This window comes from Pseudomonas sp. P179 (assembly GCF_000478485.2).
GTDB lineage: Bacteria > Pseudomonadota > Gammaproteobacteria > Pseudomonadales > Pseudomonadaceae > Pseudomonas > Pseudomonas aeruginosa.
Genome location: NZ_KI517354.1, coordinates 2123966 through 2143827 on the forward strand (window position 1 = coordinate 2123966; position 19862 = coordinate 2143827).

Consider the following 19862-nt stretch of genomic DNA (forward strand, 5'->3'; position numbering starts at 1 on the left):
GCGCTGCCGCCCTCGAGGTTTTCCGCCGGATATTCCTACGGCGTTTGCAGTTGCTCGAGCAACGCATGGCAATCGGCAGCGTGCCAGTCGGCCAGCTCCGGCCAGGGGTTTTCCGGCAGGTTGACCAGCACCGTGCGACTACCCGCGGCGCGTCCGCAGTCGAGGTCGAAACGGTAGTCGCCGACCATCACCAGCTCCGCCGGCGTCACGTTCCAGCGTCGGGCGATGCGCAGCAAGCCATCAGGGTCCGGCTTGGGCCGCGCCTCGCCGCGCCCGAGGATGTGCTCGCTGGGGAAGCAGCCGCCCAGGCCGATCGCTTCGAGGGTGATCAGCGCCAACTGGTGGTCGTTGCGGGTCAGGATGCCCAGGCGCACGCCGCGCCGCTGCAACTCGCGCACCAGTTCCAGTGCGCCCGGCGCCGGCCGCGCGGCCTCGGCCAGGGCGCGCTCGTGTTCGAGCAGCCAGGCGTGCTTGGCCGCCGCCTCGGCCTCGGGCAGGGCGGCGAGGTGCAGCAGGATGTCGTCCTGCTCGGGGATGTCCAGCGCTCGGCGGATCGCCGGGAAGTCGTGCACGGCCCGGGTCAGGGTGCCGTCCATGTCGAACACCCAGTGGCGGATGTCGGCCAGCCTCACGCCCAGTCCTCACGCTTGCGGATCAGGCCTTCCTGGCTCGACGAGGCGACCAGCTGGCCGCTCTGGTTGAAGATGCTGCCGCGCACGAAACCGCGTGCGTTGCCGGCCCAGGGGCTGTCGATGGCGTAGAGCAGCCACTCGTCCGCGCGCAGGTCGCGGTGGAACCACAGGGCGTGGTCGAGGCTGGCGACCTGCATGGTCTTCTGCCACACCGAAACGGCATGGGGCTGCATCGAGGTGGTAAGGAAACCGAAGTCCGAGGCGTAGGCCAGCAGGTACTTGTGCAGCGCCGGGACGTCCGGCAGCTTGCCGTCGGCACGGAACCAGAGGTACTTCACCGGTTCGTCGGGCTGCGGGTCGTAGGGGTCGTGCTGGGTGACCGGACGAATCTCGATGGGCTTCGGATATAGCAGCTTGTCGCGGATGCGCTCGGGAATCCGCTCGGCGCGCTGGCGGGTCAGCTCCAGTTCCGAAGGCAGATTATCCGGGCCAACCACCTCGGGCATCTCGATCTGGTGGTGGAAACCTTCCTCGTCGTACTGGAAGGAGCTGCTCAGGGTGAAGATCGGCTGGCCTTTCTGGATCGCGGTGACCCGGCGGGTGCTGAAGCTGCCGCCGTCGCGCACCCGGTCCACCTGGTAGACCACCGGCATGCTGGCGTCACCGGGACGCAGGAAGTAGCCGTGCATGGAGTGTACGTGGCGATCGTCCTCCACCGTCTGGCTGGCCGCCGACAGCGCCTGCCCCAGGACCTGGCCGCCATAGAGCTGGCGGAAGCCGAGATCCTGGCTCATGCCCCGGAACAGGTTCTCCTCGATGGGTTCCAGGCTCAGCAAAGCCACCAGGTTGTCCAGTATCTGGGTCATGGGGTGTTTCCTCGAATTCGGGCTGTCGACGGGCTAGTCGCGGCGCAAGGCCGGGTACGCGGGCATGTTGCAAAGACGAGTGTCCCACACCGCGCGGCCGAGGGTGAAATGGTAGAGACTGGCCATGGACTCATCCGTTAGTCCAAGCAGCTCATGCACCAGGGGGTCGTAGTAGCAGCCGATACCCGTCCCAGACAGCCCAGCGGCCTCCGCCTCGAGGTAGAGCAACTGGCCGAGCTGCCCGCATTCCCAGTACAGCCGCGGATAGCACCAGGGGCCTTCTTCGAGCGCCGCGCCGAGATGGGCGAGCATGGCGAGCGCGACGCAGCCGTCGCCGGCGATGTCCTGCTGGCAGGAGAGATACGCCGACAGCGCGCGCGCATCGCCTTCCTGCAACAGGTACAGCGGCAACTCCGGATCGACGTGCTGCCAGAGGAAGTCCTCGCGCATCGGCGGCCGCCGCAGGCCGCTGCGATCCAGCCAGTACAACCCCGGCACCAGGCCCCGGACGCGATGGACGAACAGCAGTAGATCGACCCGCGCGGCCTCGCCGGTGACCGCGAAAGGCACCGGCGAGCGCTCCGGCAGCAGCCTGCGCAGCCAGGCCCGCAGCAGTTCGACATCGATGCCGGCGCGCCCGTCCATGCGCTGCGCGCTACGCCGCCGATGCAGCAGCGGTCGCAGCGGCAGGCCGGGGTTGTCGTTGCCGGGCTCGCCCGGTGCGACCCTCCACGGGCGTGCCGGCAGGCGCGGCGCCCGGCATAGCCCATGTATCCGCTGCAACTCCGGCCAGTCCCGGTACTCCCGCGACAGCCGGTTCGGTGCGCCGGCCAATGGCAGGGCCGCCAGCCCTTCGCACAGGCGCGGCGAAAGGGAAGGCTCCTGCGTGAGCGCCGGCCCGATCCAGAACAGTGCGTCGACGCTCTCGCACTCGGCGAAGCCGTCCCGGTCAAGGCCGAACAGGCCGTCCAGTGCGCTTTCGGCGACGCCGCGCAGCAGGCGCATCTCCCAGCCCTGGATCGCCGCGGCGATCGAGAGGCAGGCCAGCGCGTGGCCGAGGTCATGCTGGCAGTAGCGATAGGCTCGCTCACCGTATTTCCAGGCCTCGCGCCAGGGCACGCTGGTCAATGCCAGGAGGCAGCCGCCGGGCGGCAAGCAGTCATCCAGCAGCGAAGCCAGCGTTGCCGGCAGTTCGCCGCGCACCTCCAGGGCATGCTTGTCGGGACGGTAATGGGCGAGCAGCGGCGCCGGCTCCAGGGTACCGCCGGGAAGCAGCAGGTAGGCTTCGGTGGGATGCAGGTTGCCGCTCGACGGATTGACCCGCAGCGCCCAGCGAGTGCCGCCGGCCTCCTTCCAGGCCGACAGCGCCAATCCGTCGTAGAGCATCTGCGAGAGGCTGCGGCGATCGAGCCGAGAGGGCGCGGCCGCCGGCCCGGAAAACACCCCGTCGTAGGGTGGCGACTCCTCCAGCGGCCGATGCAGCAGTTCGATTTGCCGGCAGCCCCGGTACTGGCGGAACGGCGCCGGCTGGGTCGCCCAGTCCAGTCCGCCGGGACCGGGTGCGTAGCGCTCCGGGCGATGCATGCTGAGGCGATGGTAGGAGAGCACCTCGCCGCCGCCGTCGCCCATGTTCACCGCTCCGCCCAGCGGGCCGCGTCGACGCGATAGAGGATATGCCGGCGCATCGGGTGATCCGCTGCCAGGAGTGGGTGGTCGAAATCCTCGGCCGGATCGCGACGCATGCCCAGGCGCTCCATCAATCCCCAGGAGCGGCGGTTGGGCGGCGTGGTGAAGGCCACCACCTCGGGCAGGCGCAGCCGCTCGAAGGCGAAGTCCAAGGCGGTTTCCGCCGCTTCGCGGGCGAGTCCACGCCCCCAGTAGGCGGGCGCCAGGCGCCAGCCGATCTCCACGGTCGGGGCGAAGTGCACGTCCATGGTCACGTCGAACAGGCCGGTGAATCCGATGAACGCCGCCTCGCCCGGTAGCTCCAGGGCCCAGGGCCCGTAGCCACGCTCGGCAAAATGCGCCTGGACGCGATCGACCAAGGCGTCGCTCTGCGCGCGGTCGAGCACACTGGGGAAGAATTCCATTACCTGCGGGTCGGCGCACATCTCGGCGAACGCCTCGCGGTCGCTGTCGCGCCAGGCGCGCAGCAGCAGGCGCGGGCCATGCAGTTCGGAAATGGCGGAAGGGGGAAGGTTCGCGTTCATGGGAGGCCTTTTCGGAAACGGCCGACTCATCTGCGAAGCCAGTCCTCGCGCGTCAACCGGTACAGCACATGATGCCGCAAGCGGTGGCCGGGAGGCAGGTCGGGATGCTCGAAGTCGTCGGTGGGATCGCGATGCATCCCCAGGCGCTCCATCAGCCCCAGGGAGTTCTCGTTGGCCGGTACGGTGAAAGCCACCACCTGGTCCAGGCCAAGGGTATCGAAGGCGTAGCTCAGCGCCGCCTCGGCCGCCTCGTGGGCGAAGCCCTCCGCCCAATGCTCGGCGGCGAGACGCCAGCCGATGGCCACCGCGGGTACGAAGGGCGCATCGAAGTCCACGACCTCCAGCCCCACGTAGCCGATGAAAGGATCGCCGCCCTTGACCTGCAGCGCCCACCAGCCAAAACCGTGCTCGGCGAAGTGCGCGTCGATGCGGCGCAGCAACGCGTCGCTCTGGGCACGATCCAGGCAGGACGGAAAGAACTCCATCACCAGTGGATCGGCATTCAGCTCGGCGAACCTGGCCCGGTCCTGCACCAGCCAGGGCCGCAGGATCAGACGGTGGGTATACAGCCGTGGCGAGCGAAGATGCTCGATGCTCAGGCTGGTCAGGTCGGCCATCGCTTGGTTCCTTTCGTTCAACGCACTCCAGAAGGACTATCTGACCGCAGGAATCGGCTGGGGTGCCCGCGAGGGCGGTATTCCGATCTTTGGTCAGGCTCCGCGGAAAAGGCTCCCCAACCGGAGTGTAGTCTTTTCCGCGCCTGGACATGCCCGATCCTCGGGCAAAGCGATGACGATTGGTTTACCGCCCGGGCAACGGGCGCGGGCCACGTCAATCCGTGCACTCTTCCACCAGGCTTTCGTCCAGGGCGAGGATCGCCAGTTTCACCCCAACGGCGCACTCTTCCACCCAGGCGAACGAGGCGTTCGGGCTGAGGCAGGCATCCTCGAGGCGCCGGCAGCTTTCCACCAGTTGCTCGCCACGCACCACCCTCGCCGCGCCCTTGATCCGATGCGCCAGCTCGGCCAGTTCGCCGGTCTCCTGGCGTTGCACCAGTCCCTCGAGGGTCTCCAGGTCCTTGCGGTTGCTGGTCAGCAGTTCGTCGAGCAGCCGCCTGAGCATCGTCGGCTCGCCGCCGGTCAGCGCATGCAGGGAATCCAGGTCGTAGAGACGGGGGGCCGTCGGTATGGCGACGGGTTCGGCATCGATGGTGACGGGCAGCTCGTCGGCGGCGAAGCCCAGGGCCAGCAGGCGCTCCTCGAGGACATCGAGGCCGATGGGCTTGATCAGGCACTCGTTCATTCCAGCCTGGATGCAGCGCTCGATCTCCTCCGGCTGGGCGTCCGCGGTGAGGCCGATGATGACCACCGGCTCCTCGCCATTCTCGCGCTCCTCCTGGCGGATCGAGCGGGCAAGGTCGGAGCCGCTCATCAGCGGCATGTGGCAGTCGGTGATGACCATGTCGAACGGTTGCCCATGCCACAGGTTGAGAGCGCTCAGGCCGTTCTCCGCTTCCTCCACGTCATGACCGAGGAAGCTCAGCTGTTGATGGAGGATCTGCCGGTTGACCGCATGATCGTCCACCACCAGCACCTGCAACCGCCGCGCCTGGCGACTGCCGAGCGGGATCGCCCGCACGTTCTCGACGATCGGTTCCAGCACCTGCAGGCGCAGCTCGACGTCGATCCGCGTACCCTGCCCCAGCTCGCTGCTCATCACCAGGCGCCCTCCCATCATTTCGCACAGCGAGCGCGAGATCACCAGGCCGAGCCCGGTGCCCTCGGTGTTCTGCAGGTTGCGGTTGACCTGGGCGAAAGGCCGGAACAACTGCTGCTGGTCGCCCAGGGAAATACCGATGCCGGTGTCTTCCACACAGAGATTGACCTGCAACAGCGACGGCTCCACCTGGCGGCCATCGATGCGGATGCGGATCGAGCCCTCGTCGGTGAACTTGATCGCGTTGCTGACCAGGTTGGAGAGGATCTGCTTGAAGCGCATGGCATCCAGCAGTACGTCGCCGTTGATGCTCGAATCGATCTCCAGCACCAGGCTCAGGCGCTTTTGCCGGGCCAGGCCTTCGAATACCCGTGCCACCGATTCCACCAGCTCGCGCAGGTTGGCCCGTTTCGGCGACAGGCTGAGGCGACCTGACTCGATGCGGGCGATGTCGAGAATATCGCCGATCAGCTCCAGCAGGCTCTTCGCCGAGGCATAGGCGATCTCGATGCTGGAACGGTCCACCCGACCGGTCTCGGCACGCTTGAGCGCCAGTTCGAGGATACCGATCACCGCGTTCATCGGCGTGCGGATCTCGTGGCTCATGGTCGCCAGGAAGGTGGTCTTGGCCCGGCTCGCTTCGTCGGCCAGATTCTTTGCCTCTTCCAGCTCATCGATCAACTGGCGGTGCTCGGTGATGTCCAGCCAGCCACAGATGACACCGCGGATGGTCCCGCTGGAATCGCGGAACGGCTGGATCCAGTGGTCGATCCAGCGCTCCCGACCGCCCAGCGCCACCGGGTAGACCGCCTCGATGGTCCTGCCCTCGCGCATGGCCATCAGGTAGCTGCGATGGAACTCCGGAGCGGTCTCGAAGTTTTCCATGGGCAGTTCGAGCACGGTGCGGTTCATCACCTCCTCGGAACTCAAGCCGACGCTCTGCAGGTAGCTGCGGTTGCAGGACAGCATCCGTCCGTTGACATCGCGCACATACAGCGGCGGAGGCATGCAGTCGGTCAGGGCCTCGACGAACCGCAACTGGTCGCTGAGCGCCTGTTCGACCCGCGCGCGCACCCTGATCTGCCGGCGCTGATAAGTGACCCAGCCCAGGCAGAGCAGCAGCAAGGCCGCTGCGATCGCCAGGATCTCGGTGATCACCAGGATGTAGTCGACCCAGGTCTGGCCGCTCATTCCCGGCGGCGAGCGCCAGCGATTGACGATATCGCTCAGGTCGTCCGGCGAGATGCTCAGCAAGGCCTTGTCGAGAATCGACTGGAGTTCGGCGTCGCCTCGGCGAACGGCGAAGTGGGCGGTGGCCGCACCGATGGGAACCAGGTCGGCGATCGCCAGCCTCTCGCGGAACAACCGGACGATGTAGTAGCGAGCGGTGACCAGCGGCACCACCGCCGCGTCGGCCCGTCCTTCGTAGACCAGGTTCATGGCATCCAGCGCGACGCCGACCTCCACCATCGTGGCCTGCGGATAGCGCTCGCGCACCTGTTGCATGCCCACATGGCCGGCGGGAATCGCTATGCGCTTGCCGTCGAGGCTCCCGGGGCTCTCCGCGCGTCCCTTGTCGTCCGCCCGGGTGACGAGGACGTACGAGGTGGACAGGAACGAGCGGGTGAAACGCAGCATTTCCTCGCGCTTGCTGCTGCGGCTCATGATCGCCAGGTCCGCCTCCTTCCTGGCCAATACGCCGATCTGCTCGGGGAAGCCGCCACTGCGAGGCGTGACCTGGAAATGCAGGCCGGTGCGGCGGGAAATCATGTCCAGCAGGTCGGAGGCGATGCCCGAGAAGGTCTCGTCGGAATTGAAGAAGGCCAGCGGCGCCAGGTCGTCGTTGATGACCAACCGCACCACCGGGTGGCGAGCGATCCAGCGACTCTCCTGCGGCGTCAGCGCGATACGCTGGCCCGTTGGCAGGGAACCGCTGCCGACCCAGCGCCTGGCGATGCTTTCGAGACGGTCCTGGTTGATCGCGCCGATGGCCGAGTTGACGACGCGCAACAGGTTCGTGTCGCCGCGACGAAGGAGGAAGCCGTAGCCCCCTTCCAGGCGGGCATCGGCAAACCGCTCGAACCTCACGTAGCCGTAATAGGACCGATTGATCCGGTGGTAGGCGCTGAGCACATCGTCGAGATACAGGTCGGTATGTCCGAAAGCCACCGCGGCAACGGCCTCGTCATGGCTGCCGAAGACCACGAAACGCGCCCGCGGGAAACGCTGGCGCAATTCCCCGACATGCTCCCGGGCCACCGCCACGCTGAGTCCGGCGAGATCCTCCGGCGAGTTGCGCTTTTCCCCCATCCGCTTGAACACCGCCAATCGATCACGGGCATAGGGTTGGCTGAGCACCAGGGAGGAATCACCCGCCGAGCTGTAATGGCTGCCAAGCAGGTCGATCTTTCCGGCAGCGAGCGCCGCCACGGCATCCGCATGGGTATCGAAGCTCACGACCTTGATGCGCATGCCGAGCAACTGCCCGACCAGCGTGGCGACGTCCGCCGTTATGCCTTCGTAGTTCTCGTCGTCGAGCCGGACGTTGAAGGGCGAGGTCTCGTCCAGCGCCGCGCCGAGCCTCAGGTGACCCTTGTGACGCAGCCAGGCCCAGTCGTCCTCGGCGATCGCCATGTCCTCGTGCTCGATGCGCAACTGGCTGAACAGCGTCAGGGACGGATGCGCTTCGACGGCGAACAGGCGTCCGCCCGACAGCAGCAGGCAGAAGAACAGCAGGAATAGTTTTGATCGCATGAAAGGTCTGTGCGGCAGGGCCGGCAGTTGTATGGAAAGGAAACGCGTCCGGCGCGAGGCCCGGCGTTCGGCTAGAGGCAGCCGAGGCCAGGGCGGCGGCGTCAGGATCCGGAGCAATAGTCGAGAAAGTGCTGTTCCGGCATCGGCCGGGCGAACAGGTAGCCCTGGGCTATGGAGCAACCGAGTTCGATCAGGCGTACCCGTTGTTCGTCGCTCTCCACCCCTTCCACCACCAGGGAAATTCCCAGCGCCTGCGCCAACGCCACGACACTGCTGATGACGGCGCAACTCCTGGGCTGGGTCTTCATCTTCTGGACGAAGGTTCTGTCCAGCTTGATCTGGCTGAAGGGAAACTCGCAGAGCCGGTCGAGGGACGAATAGCCGGCGCCGAAATCGTCCATCGCCAGGCCGCAGCCCATGATCCGCAGACGCACGAGGTTCTCCAGGCTGCTGGCAGGAGCGCTGATCAACCCGGTCTCGGTGATCTCGAACATCACCGAACTGGGCGGCAGGTGGAACTCGGTCAGCAACGCCGAGATGTTCTCGGCCAGGGCACGCGAACCCAGTTGCGAAGGATGGACGTTGAACGCCAGGTTGATCGGCTGCCCCAACTGCGCCAGCTTCCTGCGCGTCGCCAGCCCCTGGCTGAACAGTTGCCAGAACAGCTTGTCGACCAGGTTGTAGGTTTCCATCACATAGAGGAAATGCGACGGCGGCAATACGCCGAGATGCGGGTGGTTCCAGCGTGCCAGGACCTCGGCGCCGATCAGGCCGCCGCCATCCAGGGCCACCTTGGGCTGGTAGTAGGCTTCGAACTCGCCGTTGTCGAGGCCGCGCACCACGTCCGCCACGGAGGGCAGCTCGGCGACTTCGATCTGTCGCGGCAGGTCCTGGCGACGAGCGTTGTAGCGGGTCAACAGGGCGGTGATCCGCTCCAGGCTGAATGGCTTGCCGAGGTCGCCGAGAAAATTGAGGCCCAGGCACTCGATCATCGAAATGGTGGCCTGGCGCAGGATGGGATCCACCTCGCTGCTGAGGATCACCGAATGGACCTTGCCGCTCAGGCTTGCGTGGCGAAGGAACGCCAGGCCGTCCATGCCGCTCATCTGCAGGTCGCAGATGGCGATGTCGACGTGTCCGCAGGACTCCAGGATCGCCACCGCCTCCTTGCCGTCCGCCGCCTCGAGGATCGATCCGGGCACCACTTTCTTCAGGGCTGTGACGGCTACCAGGCGCTGAAAAGGCTCATCCTCCAACACCAGAACATTCAAATCATTCATCACGGTCCACACAGGGTTTCCAGGAAATACCGGCGATATACTGCTGTGTTTCCCTTACTAGACCTATGGGACAAGTCCCCATGTTTTGTGGGAATTTTCCTACTGATTTGGAGGTTCGGTTGGATTAGCATGGTTCCACATGAAAAACCGAATCGCCCCGCCTTAACAGGCTATTCTGGACGGCGATCTCGGCCTAGCGCCCAACATGGATGACCACCGGCGGCAGCGCCCGGGAAATCGAATCCCGACCCTGTCCCGGTCCCTCAAGGTAAATCGAATTTATGCATACCGTCCTGATCGTCGACGACCACCCCGTCATCCGTCTCGCCGTGCGCGTCCTGCTGGAAAAGCATGGTCTGCAGGTGGTCGCCGAGACGGACAATGGCGTGGATGCCATCCAGTTGGTCCGGGAGCACGAACCGGACGTGGTGATTCTCGACATCGGCATTCCCAAACTCGATGGCCTGACCGTGATCTCGCGGATCAAGTCCCTGGGACTGCGCAGCCAGGTGCTGGTACTCACTTCGCAATCCGCAGAGGCGTTCTGCAAGCGCTGCATCCAGGTCGGTGCCCGTGGGTTCGTCAACAAGGAAGAAGACCTGAACAACCTGATCAACGCCCTGAACGCGGTGACCGCTGGCTACACGTTCTTTCCTTCGCTCACGTTCGATACCCTCGGCACCCCGCCGGAACGCATTTCCGAAAGCGAGCTTATCGGCCTGCTCTCCGACCGCGAGATGATCGTCCTCCAGCATCTCGCCATGGGCTATTCGAACAAGGCCATCGGCGAGAAGCTGTTCCTCAGCAACAAGACCGTCAGCACCTACAAGACCCGCCTGTTGCAGAAGCTCGGCCTGGGTTCGCTGGTCGACCTCGCAGAGTTCGCCAAGCGCAATTCGCTGATCCACTGACCTGGCGCTTGGCTGTCGAAGCCAAGGCCTAGCGCACCTTCGGGCAAGCGCGACCGGAAGCCGTTCCTGCCACGCGACGAGCGTCGGCGGATTTCCACAAAGCGTGTGGAACCGCCTGTGGATAAGGTGCGAAAAACGCTCCGTGCAGCGCATCGTGTCTGGCCTCCCGACGGTTGATCAGTTCCTGACCAGGCGCACGGCGAGCGGACCAGGTGGCATCGACAAGGCTCGGAGGCGGTCTTCGCCTCGGTTACACTGCACGCCGGTTTCCCCAGGTCTCGCTCGTCGTCCACATGCCCAGTCAAGCATCCTCCCCTTCCCCCCAGGTCGCCATCGTCGGCGGCGGTCCCGCAGGCCTGATGGCCGCGGAGGTCCTGAGCCAGGCGGGCGTACGCACGGAAGTGTTCGACGCCATGCCCTCGGTCGGCCGGAAATTCCTCCTCGCGGGCGTCGGCGGCATGAACATCACCCATGCCGAGGCCAGGGAACAATTCCTCGGCCGCTATGGCAGGCGCCAGAAGGAAATCGCCGCACTGCTCGGCGAATTCGACGCGGATGCGTTGCGCGCCTGGATCCACGGCCTGGGTATCGACACCTTCGTCGGCAGTTCCGGCCGGGTGTTCCCCTCCGACATGAAGGCCGCGCCGTTGCTCCGTGCCTGGCTCAAGCGCCTGCGCGAGCAAGGCGTGCTCATCCATACCCGCTGCCGTTGGCTGGGCTGGAACGCGGACGGTACGCTGGACATCCAGAGCGCCGCCGAGCGCCTGTCGATACGGGCCGACGCCGTGATCCTGGCGCTCGGTGGCGGCAGTTGGCAGCGCCTGGGCTCCGACGGCGCCTGGGTGCCCCTGCTGCGGGCCCGCGGCGTCGAGGTCGAGCCCCTGCGGCCAAGCAATTGCGGTTTCGAGATCGACGGCTGGAGCGAGCTGTTTCGCGACAAGTTCTCCGGCGCTCCGGTCAAACCGGTGGCCATGGGACTGGCGGGCGAAACGCCGCGCCAGGGCGAATTCGTCGTGACCCGCGACGGTATCGAGGGCAGCCTGGTCTATGCCCTCTCCGCCGCCATCCGCGAACGGATCGAGGCACGGGGCTCGGCCGAAGTATGGCTGGACCTGTTGCCGAACAGGCGTCGCGAGCAGATCGAGGCAGCCCTGGCTCGCCCGCGCGGTTCCAGGTCGATGGCCAATCACCTGCGCAGCCAGTTGGGCATCGATGGGGTTCGGGCCGGCCTCCTGCGTGAACTCACCCCCGCCGCCACCTATACCGAGCCGGCCCGCCTGGCGGCGGCGATCAAGCGCCTGCCGCTGACGCTGCTGCGCCCGCGTCCGCTGGACGAAGCGATCAGCAGCGCCGGCGGCGTACGCTTCGAGGCGCTCGACCGCAACCTGATGCTCGATGGCCTGCCCGGCGTGTTCTGCGCTGGGGAAATGCTCGACTGGGAGGCGCCCACCGGCGGCTACCTGTTGACCGCCTGCTTCGCCAGCGGGCGCGTGGCCGGACTCGGCGCGCTGGCCTGGTTGCGCGGCAGGCGCTAGAGACCGGTACGCCAGCGCCTCGCTATTTGCCGGACGGCCGCTTCTTCGGCTTGCCCGCCGCACCCGCGCCGAAGCCCGGTGCCTTGCGCACCGCCTTGACCGTCGGCGCGCTGCTGTCGAACCAACTGCCCAAGTGGATCTTGCCGGGCTTGCCGACGCTCTCCGCGGCCTTGGGTTTCTTCGGCTTCTTCGGTTTCTTCAGCACCACGCCGCCCGGTGCGGTCTGCGGCACCCGGTGCTCCGGCTCGAAGTCGGGCTCCTCGCGGCGTGGCAGGGTCTGCCCGATCAGTGTCTCGATCGCCGCCAGCAGCTCCACTTCGTCGGCGCAGACCAGCGACACCGCCTGGCCGGAGGCACCGGCACGTCCGGTACGGCCGATGCGATGCACGTAGTCCTCGGCGACGATCGGCAGGTCGAAGTTGACCACCAGCGGCATTTCCTCGATATCCAGGCCACGCGCGGCCACGTCGGTGGCTACCAGCAGGTCTACCTCGCCGGCCTTGAACCGCTGCAAGGCGCGCAGCCGCGCCGGCTGCGGCTTGTCGCCATGGATCGAGTCGGCGGCGATACCCTGCCGCTGCAACAGTCCGACCAGTTCCTCGACGCTCTTGCGGGTCTTGGCGAAGACCAGCGCCTGGCGCCAGCGATTGGCCTGCAACAGGTGGCAGAACAGCTCGACCTTGCGCTTCTTGTCCACCGGCACCAGCCATTGCCTGACGCTCTTCGCCGCGGTATTGCGCGGACTGACCTCGATGGACAGCGGGTCGCGCAGCAGTTCACGGGCCAGCGTGCGGATGGCGTCGGAGAAGGTCGCGGAAAACAGCAGGGTCTGGCGCTTGCGCGGCAGCGCGGCGAACAGTTCGTCCAGCTCGCGGGCGAAACCGAGGTCGAGCATGCGATCGGCTTCGTCCAGCACCAACGCCTGGAGCTGGGCGAACTTCACCGCGTTCTGCCGATACAGGTCGAGCAGCCGCCCAGGAGTGGCGACGAGGATATCCACTCCCTTGCGCAGCTTCATCATCTGCGGGTTGATGCTGACCCCACCGTAGGCCACCGCGGTACGCAGCGGCAGGTGCTGGCCGTAGTCGCGAATACTGGCATGGACCTGCTCGGCCAGTTCGCGGGTCGGAACCAGGACCAGTGCGCGCACCGAGTTGGCAGCGACCTGCGGCCCCTCCAGGGTCAGCCGCTGCAGCAACGGCAGGGCGAAACCGGCGGTCTTGCCGGTGCCAGTCTGTGCTGCGGCGAGCAGGTCGCGGCCCTTGAGCGCCGGAGGTATGGCCTGGGCCTGGATCGGCGTAGGCGTGCCGTGGCCGAGCCCTTCGAGGGCCTTGAGCAGGGGGTCGAGCAGACCGAGGGAAGCGAACGTCATGAGCGACTCGGAAAAAAGGAAACGGACGGCATTCTAGCGGATTCGCCGTCTCCCATCGTCCTCTGGAGCGCGGCCGGTCAGCCCTTGAGTAGCAGTCCGCCCTCGATCGGCACGTAGCGCGACGCCGCTCGGATCAGCGCGTTGGCGGTCAGGCCAGGCACCCCGTAGGCCGTAGCCACGACGCCGTGGGCGCGGATGACCTTCTCCAGCAGCAGATCGAAGTCGCCGTCACCGGACAGCAGCACCACTTCGTCCACCCGTGGCGCGGCATCCAGTACGTCGATGGTGATGCCGACATCCCAGTCACCCTTGGCCGAGCCGTCGGCACGCTGGATGTAGGGCTTCAGCTTCACCGTGAAACCGAGGTTGCGCAGAATCTGCTGGAACTGCTGCTGACGCGGGTCGCCGCGGTCGATGGCGTAGGCATAGGCCTCGACGATGCTCCCGCCGCGAGCGATGTCTGCCCACAGGGCGGCGTAGTTGAGATGGCAGCCGTAGGCCTGGCGCACGGTGTAGTAGAGGTTCTGCACATCGGCGAAGACAGCGATCTTCTTCGCCGCGGGCGACTCGGGACGACTCAAGGGGAACTCCGGAACGACGGCAGTGGGCCACCATTATCGCAGCCCACGGCCCGCAACCCTAACGGTCAGGTGAACAAATCGTCGTCGCCGAGGAAGCTGGAGTCGTCGTTGAAGTCGCTGTCGCTGAAATCGCCATCGGCGAAACCGCCGTCGGCGGGATAGTCGCTATCGGCGAAGCGCTCGGTCGCCGGCTCGGGATCGGCAAACTGGCTGGCGTCGAGGTTATCCACCGGGACGTCCTGGATCACCTCGACGATTTCCTGCGGCTGGCTGTGGCGGAACATGCCGGTGAGCAGGTCGGCCACCAGCATCCCGCCAGCGACCCCAGCGGCCGTCTGCAGCGCACCGCCGAGAAAGCCGCTGGCCCGCGAAGGCGCGGCCGCCGCGGCGGGCGCCATACCCGGACGCATGTCGCCGGCCGCCGCCGCCGGATTGGAGAAACGCGTCTCGCCCCAGCCCGTCGGGCGCCCCGATTGGCTCGGCGCCGGCTCGTCGCGCGCGCCGCCGCCGAACAGGCCGGAGAGGAAGCCGCCGCTGCTCGGACGGCTCTGCTGCAACTGGGCGACCTGCGCCTCGAGCTCCTTCACCCGTTGGTCGAGGCGCTTCAGCGCGGCTTCCTGGATCAGCACCACCTGCGCCATGTAGTACGGCGCCGCCGGCTGCCGCACCAGGTGCTGGTTGATCTGCGCCTCGGCCTCGGCGTCACGCGGAGCGGACTGCCCCTCGGCCTCGCGCAGGCGGCTGAACAGGCCGTCGATCAGGGTTTTCTCATCGGATTTCATCGCACGCCTCGACTGCATTTCGAGAAGGAAGGATGGATTGCACCAAAGGGAAATATTGGAGCACCCTGCACGATCTCAAGTTCCTCCGGTGAATTCCCGATGAATGACGATGCCCAGCGCTCCGCACGGTCCCAGGTCGCCCTGCTGATCGTCGACCTGCAACGCGGCATGCAGCGCCACGACCTGCCGCCGCGCAACAATCCCGGCGCCGAGGCGCGCATCGTCGAACTGCTTGCCGCCTGGCGCGCCGCCGGCTGGCCGGTGGTGCACGTCCGGCACGTATCCCGGCAGCCCGGCTCGCCCTTCGCGCCCGGCCAGCCTGGCGTGGAGTTCCAGCCAGCGCTGGCGCCGCGCGACGACGAGGCGGTGTTCGAGAAGAACGTTCCCGACGCCTTCATCAACAGCGGCCTGCAACGCTGGCTCCATGTCCGCGACATCCGCCAGGTGGCGCTCGTCGGGGTAGCCACGGAGAACTCGGTGGAAGCCAGCGCACGCAGCGCCGGCAACCTCGGCTTCCAGACCTGGGTAGTGGCCGACGCCTGCTTCACCTTCGCCAAGCCCGATTTCCACGGCACCCCGCGCAGCGCCGACGAGGTGCATGCGATGGCGTTGGCCAACCTGCACGGCGAGTACGCCGTGGTACTGCGCGCCGCCGAACTGTTGCAGCGCTTGCCGGCCTGACTGTCTGCCGGGCAACAGCGGGACAACAGGGCTGTCCGGCAGAAGACAGGCCGGTTCCGCCATATCCCCCATAAGCCATTGATTCGAAAACATGAATCCGGGATGGCACGGTTCCTTCATAGACACCGGACCACGCCCCTACCCGGAGATACCCCCGATGAGCCAAGAGCAACAGCCGATCCGCTTCGCCTACTGGGTCCCCAACGTCAGCGGCGGCCTGGTGGTGAGCAAGATCGAGCAACGCACCAGCTGGGACATCGACTACAACCGCAAGCTGGCCCAGTTGGCGGAACGCAACGGCTTCGACTACGCCCTCTCGCAGATCCGCTTCACCGCCGGCTACGGCGCCGAGTACCAGCACGAGTCGGTGGCCATCAGCCACGCCCTGCTGGCGGCCACCGAGAAGCTCAAGGTGATCGCGGCGATCCTGCCTGGCCCCTGGCATCCGGCGGTGGTGGCCAAGCAACTGGCGACGATCGACCAACTGACCAATGGCCGGGTCGCGGTGAACATCGTCAGCGGCTGGTTCAAGGGAGAGTTCACCGGCATCGGCGAACCCTGGCTGGAGCACGACGAACGCTATCGGCGCTCCGAGGAGTTCATCCGCGTGCTGAAAGGCATCTGGACCGAGGAAAACTTCACCTTCAAGGGCGATTTCTATCGTTTCCACGACTACACCCTGAAACCCAAGCCGATCCAGCAGCCGCACCCGGAAATCTTCCAGGGCGGCAGCTCGCGGGCGGCGCGGGACATGGCCTCGCGCGTGTCCGACTGGTACTTCACCAACGGCAACAGCATCGACGGCATCCGCGCCCAGGTCGAGGACATCCGCGCCAAGGCGGCGGCCAACGGCCATTCGGTCAAGGTCGGAGTGAACGCCTTCATCATTGCCCGCGACACCGAGGAGGAAGCGCGGGCGGTGCTCGACGAGATCATCGCCAAGGCCGACTACGAGGCGGTGAACGCCTTCGGCGACGCGGTGAAACAGGCCGGCAAGGCCTCGCCGGAGGGCGATGGCAACTGGGCCAAATCCACCTTCGAAGACCTGGTGCAATACAACGACGGCTTCAAGACCAACCTGATCGGCACGCCACGGCAGATCGCCGAGCGCATCGTCGCGCTGAAGGCGGCCGGGGTCGACCTGGTGCTGTCGGCCTTCCTGCACTTCCACGAAGAAGTGGAGTATTTCGGCAAGCACGTGTTGCCGCTGGTCCGCGAACTGGAGCAGGCCCAGGCTCGCGAAGCGGCCTGAACGGCAACGGCGGCCGCCAGGCGTTGGCCTCGGCGGCCGGCTGGGTTAGAGTCGCGGGCTCGTATCCGATCTGCCGACCCGCGATGAATCCTCTGCTGCCGCTGCGTGACGCCTGGTTCTTCTTCACCCGCCACCTGACCACCCTGGTGCCGCTCTGCCTGCCCTGGATATTCCTCGAAAGCCTGCTCCAGCAGCAGATCGACGAAGCCGTCGGCCCCCAGCAGATGGGCGCCTGGAGCCTGGTCGCCGGACTGCTCTTCTACCCGCTCTACACCGCAGCCCTGATCCTGTTCATGGACGCGCGCGGGCGCGACGAGCGGCCTCGCGTCGGCCAGCTGTGGAGCGCCGCGCTGCGCCTGTGGCCAGCCTTCGCGCTACTCGCGGCGCTGACTTCGCTGCTGATCGTGCTCGGCCTGTCGCTGCTGATCCTGCCGGGCATCTTCGTCATGGTGAAGCTGTCCTTCGCCGAATTCTGCCTGGTGCTGCGCGGCCGTAGTCCGCTGCAGGCGCTGCGGGAAAGCTTCGAGTTCACCCGTGGGCGATTCTTCCTGATCCTCGCCTGTTCGCTGGTGATCCTGCTGCCGGTCTGGAGCCTGGAAGCCTGGCTCGCCGATTCGGCCGGCGACGCCGTCGTGCTGCGGGTCGCCCTGCATGCGCTCAGCGGGTTCTTCCAGCTGCTGTTGACCATCGTCGCCTTCCGCATCTACAGCCTCGGTCCGGCGCCACGCAACGGGATGTGAACGGCGCCGCGCGCCGATTCGCCGCGCTGGCCTATGCTTGACGAGCCCTGCCTCGAGGAACGGACCATGAGCGACGAATCGGCCAACCCCAGCTGCATTTCCCACCTGTCCATCGGCACCAACGACTTTCCCCGTGCCCGAGCCTTCTACGACGCGGTGATGGCCGCCCTCGGCTGCAAGGTGATCCTCGAATACCCCGGCGCCGTAGCCTACGGCAAGCTCTATCCGGAGTTCTGGGTGCAGGCGCCGATCGACGGCCGTCCCGCCAGCGTCGGCAACGGCAGCCACGTCGGCTTCTTCGCCGACAGCAAGGCCCAGGTCGACGCCTTCCACGCCGCGGCCCTGGCCGCCGGCGCAGACGACGAGGGCGCGCCGGGCCCGCGTCCGCTGTACGGCGAGCCCTACTACGGGTGTTTCATCCGCGACCTCGACGGGCACAAGGTCGAGGCCTCCTACTGGGACATGAGCCAGGGCTTCGACGTCCACGACCACGCCCACTGAGCGCCGTCAGGGTTGCGGCTTGAGTCCCGACAGGCGCGGCACCAGCAGCTTTTCGAAGAGACGCGGAAAGAAGCGCGCCAGCAGCCGCGCCCGCCAGTTGACGTTGGACAGCACCAGCAGGCGCCGGCGCCGCGCGGCGCCCTGGAAGATCGCCTCGGCGACCTCCACCGGCGATGCCACCTGGCTGCCCAGCACTTGCACCGGCTGGCGAGTCACCGAGCCATCGCCGACCAGCGCGTTCTTGCGCAGGTCGGTGGCGGTGAATCCCGGGCAGGCCAGGGTCACGCTGACGCCGGTGCCTTCCAGCTCCATCCGCAGGGTATCGAACAGACCGTGCAAGGCATGCTTGCTGGCGTTGTAGGCGCTGCGGTAGAGCAACGGGGCGAAGCCGGTCAGCGAACTGAGCACGACGATCTGCCCGCGCCGTTCGAGCAGGCTCGGCAGCGCCGCGCGGGTGCAATGCACGGCGCCGAAGAAGTTCACCGCCATGACCTTGCGGAAAACCCCCAGGCCGGTTTCGGCGAAGGTACCGCGGTGGGTGATGCCGGCGTTGTTGACCAGCACGTCGATGCCGCCGAAGCGCTCCACCGCCAGCGCCACGGCACGCTCCACCGCATCGGCGTCGGCGACGTCGCAGCGCAGGCCGAGCGCCTCGCCGCCGAGATGGTCGCGCAGGTGCTGGACCAGGCTGTCCAGCGCCGCCTGGTCGAGGTCGAGGATCGCCAGTCGCGCACCGGCCCGGGCGAAACGCAGCGCCAGCGCGCGACCAATGCCGGAACAACCACCACTGACCAGCACCACCTTGTGGCGGTAGGCCTGGCTGCTGAATACCTTGCGCGGCATGCGATACCCTCCCGCTCGAAAAAACGCGAACCCTTGCGTCAATTCGACCTGCAAGGGTGAAATGCGCGGCGGCAAGCTCTATGCTCTGGTCCTTTCCAGCATAGTCTCGATTGCGATGTCACTGCCCCGTCTACGCAACCTGCTGTTCGTCGGCCTGCTCCTGCTGGTCGGCGGTGCCCTGCTCGCCAGCTACCTGCTGAGCTGGCAACCCGCCGATCGCGAAGCCGCGCCCCTGCATTGCCAGGGCGCCGCGCCGGCGCTGAAGCCGGGGCAGGCCCTGAAGGTGATGACCTGGAACATCCAGTACCTGGCCGGCAAGCGCTACGTCTTCTGGGACGACCTGCCGGATGCCACCGGCCCGGACCAGCGCCCCACCGCCGAAGACCTGGCGTTCACCCTCGACGAGGTGGTCCGGGTGATCCGCGACGAGCAGCCGGACCTGGTCCTGCTCCAGGAGATCGACGACGGCTCCAGCGCCACCGACGATCAGGACCAACTGGCGCTGATCCAGGAGCGCATCAACGATCTCTACCATTGCAGCGCCCAGGCCTACGAGTGGAAGTCGGCCTTCGTGCCGACGCCGCACATCTTCGGCAGCGTCGGCCGCAAGCAGGCCACCCTGAGCCGCTATCGCATCGATAGCGCCGAGCGGCGCCAGTTGCCGCCACGCGATGGCGGGCTGTTCGACCGCCTGTTCGGGCCGCGCCCGGCGATCCTGGTCAGCCACCTGCCGATCGACGGCGGCGGCGAGCTGGCCGTGCTCAACGCCCGCTTCGACCGCCCGCAGGCGAACGACGACACCCTCGAGCGCCAGGTCGAGACCACCCGTACGCTGCTCGACGAACTGCAGGCCAGGCGCACGCCCTGGCTGCTCGGCGGCGACCTCAACCTGCTGCCGCCCGGCCAGTATCCCTACCTGCTGGCGCCGCTGCGCGCGCCCTACCGGGAAGACAGCGAACTGGCCATCCTGAGCGGGCGCTTCCCGATGGTGCCGTCGCTGGAAGAGGCCAGTGGCGTCGACCAGGTTCGCTGGTACACGCACTTCCCCAACGACCCACGGGTCCAGGGGCCGGATCGGACCCTCGACTACCTGTTCCACAGCCCCTCGCTGACCCGTCTCGATGCCCGGGTCCGGCGCAGCGATACGCTGCAGATCTCCAACCACCTGCCGCTCGCCGCGCGCTTCCTGCTGCCCCATTGACCGGG

General features: G+C 66.8%; 18 protein-coding genes. 7 read left to right on the forward strand and 11 right to left on the reverse strand.

The window, feature by feature from the left end:
• Positions 1-35: 35 nt before the first annotated feature.
• The 7 genes from HMPREF1224_RS22365 to rocR all read right to left on the reverse strand — a co-directional run bounded on the left by HMPREF1224_RS22365 (position 36) and on the right by rocR (position 9458).
• Entirely contained in the window at positions 36-632 is a 597-nt protein-coding gene (locus HMPREF1224_RS22365) for an HAD family hydrolase (protein ID WP_003114316.1), read from the reverse strand.
• Positions 629-1498 (reverse strand): acyl-CoA thioesterase II, encoded by an 870-nt coding sequence (gene tesB, locus HMPREF1224_RS22370; protein WP_003093084.1) that lies wholly within the window; start codon positions 1496-1498, stop codon positions 629-631. The genes HMPREF1224_RS22365 and tesB overlap by 4 nt, the downstream gene beginning before the upstream one ends.
• Before the next feature lie 33 nt (positions 1499-1531).
• A complete protein-coding gene (locus HMPREF1224_RS22375; protein ID WP_003114317.1) occupies positions 1532-3127 on the reverse strand; it encodes a SagB/ThcOx family dehydrogenase in 1596 nt (531 codons plus the stop codon).
• A gap of 2 nt (positions 3128-3129) precedes the next feature.
• On the reverse strand, positions 3130-3708 hold the full coding sequence (locus HMPREF1224_RS22380) for a GNAT family N-acetyltransferase (RefSeq protein ID WP_003106018.1): 579 nt from the start codon (positions 3706-3708) through the stop codon (positions 3130-3132).
• 26 nt (positions 3709-3734) lie between these two features.
• Positions 3735-4325 carry a GNAT family N-acetyltransferase gene (locus HMPREF1224_RS22385; RefSeq protein ID WP_003106016.1) on the reverse strand — a complete coding sequence of 197 codons (591 nt, stop codon included), beginning with the start codon at positions 4323-4325 and terminating at the stop codon, positions 3735-3737.
• A 214-nt stretch (positions 4326-4539) separates the two neighbouring features.
• Positions 4540-8178, reverse strand: coding sequence for a transporter substrate-binding domain-containing protein (locus HMPREF1224_RS22390; RefSeq protein ID WP_010793403.1), 3639 nt, complete (start codon positions 8176-8178; stop codon positions 4540-4542).
• Between the two features lie 101 nt (positions 8179-8279).
• Positions 8280-9458, reverse strand: a complete 1179-nt coding sequence (gene rocR / locus HMPREF1224_RS22395; protein WP_003106013.1) for a two-component system response regulator cyclic di-GMP-specific phosphodiesterase RocR — start codon at positions 9456-9458, stop codon at positions 8280-8282.
• Positions 9459-9739: 281 nt separating this feature from the next.
• Between rocR and HMPREF1224_RS22400 the strand changes: the two genes are divergently transcribed.
• Both HMPREF1224_RS22400 and HMPREF1224_RS22405 read left to right on the forward strand, forming a co-directional pair.
• A complete protein-coding gene (locus tag HMPREF1224_RS22400; RefSeq protein ID WP_003106011.1) occupies positions 9740-10369 on the forward strand; it encodes a response regulator transcription factor in 630 nt (209 codons plus the stop codon).
• A gap of 293 nt (positions 10370-10662) precedes the next feature.
• Positions 10663-11904, forward strand: a complete 1242-nt coding sequence (locus tag HMPREF1224_RS22405; protein ID WP_010793404.1) for a TIGR03862 family flavoprotein — start codon at positions 10663-10665, stop codon at positions 11902-11904.
• Positions 11905-11926: 22 nt separating this feature from the next.
• Here HMPREF1224_RS22405 and HMPREF1224_RS22410 read toward each other — a convergent pair whose 3' ends face one another.
• The 3 genes from HMPREF1224_RS22410 to HMPREF1224_RS22420 form a co-directional block, all read right to left on the reverse strand.
• Positions 11927-13276 carry an RNA helicase RhlE1 gene (locus HMPREF1224_RS22410; protein ID WP_010793405.1) on the reverse strand — a complete coding sequence of 450 codons (1350 nt, stop codon included), beginning with the start codon at positions 13274-13276 and terminating at the stop codon, positions 11927-11929.
• A gap of 77 nt (positions 13277-13353) precedes the next feature.
• The gene (locus HMPREF1224_RS22415) at positions 13354-13857 is read right to left on the reverse strand and encodes a LabA-like NYN domain-containing protein (protein WP_003093104.1); all 504 of its coding nucleotides are present in this window, start codon (positions 13855-13857) and stop codon (positions 13354-13356) included.
• Positions 13858-13922: 65 nt separating this feature from the next.
• Positions 13923-14639, reverse strand: coding sequence for a DUF2076 domain-containing protein (locus HMPREF1224_RS22420; protein WP_010793406.1), 717 nt, complete (start codon positions 14637-14639; stop codon positions 13923-13925).
• A 99-nt stretch (positions 14640-14738) separates the two neighbouring features.
• On the opposite strand from HMPREF1224_RS22420, the gene HMPREF1224_RS22425 reads away from it, so the two are divergent.
• The 4 genes from HMPREF1224_RS22425 (at position 14739) to HMPREF1224_RS22440 (ending at position 17813) form a co-directional block, all read left to right on the forward strand.
• On the forward strand, positions 14739-15320 hold the full coding sequence (locus HMPREF1224_RS22425; RefSeq protein WP_003106834.1) for a cysteine hydrolase family protein: 582 nt from the start codon (positions 14739-14741) through the stop codon (positions 15318-15320).
• A 157-nt stretch (positions 15321-15477) separates the two neighbouring features.
• On the forward strand, positions 15478-16572 hold the full coding sequence (gene sfnG, locus HMPREF1224_RS22430) for a dimethylsulfone monooxygenase SfnG (protein WP_003093107.1): 1095 nt from the start codon (positions 15478-15480) through the stop codon (positions 16570-16572).
• An 83-nt stretch (positions 16573-16655) separates the two neighbouring features.
• Positions 16656-17312, forward strand: coding sequence for a DUF7847 domain-containing protein (locus HMPREF1224_RS22435; protein WP_003114321.1), 657 nt, complete (start codon positions 16656-16658; stop codon positions 17310-17312).
• A 66-nt stretch (positions 17313-17378) separates the two neighbouring features.
• Complete coding sequence (locus HMPREF1224_RS22440) at positions 17379-17813, forward strand: VOC family protein (protein WP_009313391.1); 435 nt, start codon at positions 17379-17381, stop codon at positions 17811-17813.
• 6 nt (positions 17814-17819) lie between these two features.
• On the opposite strand, the gene HMPREF1224_RS22445 is transcribed toward HMPREF1224_RS22440, so the two are convergent.
• Positions 17820-18656, reverse strand: a complete 837-nt coding sequence (locus tag HMPREF1224_RS22445; protein WP_003093110.1) for an SDR family oxidoreductase — start codon at positions 18654-18656, stop codon at positions 17820-17822.
• 61 nt (positions 18657-18717) lie between these two features.
• Here HMPREF1224_RS22445 and HMPREF1224_RS22450 point away from each other — a divergent pair, with 61 nt between their 5' ends.
• A complete protein-coding gene (locus HMPREF1224_RS22450; RefSeq protein WP_003106827.1) occupies positions 18718-19857 on the forward strand; it encodes an endonuclease/exonuclease/phosphatase family protein in 1140 nt (379 codons plus the stop codon).
• Positions 19858-19862 lie beyond the last annotated feature (5 nt).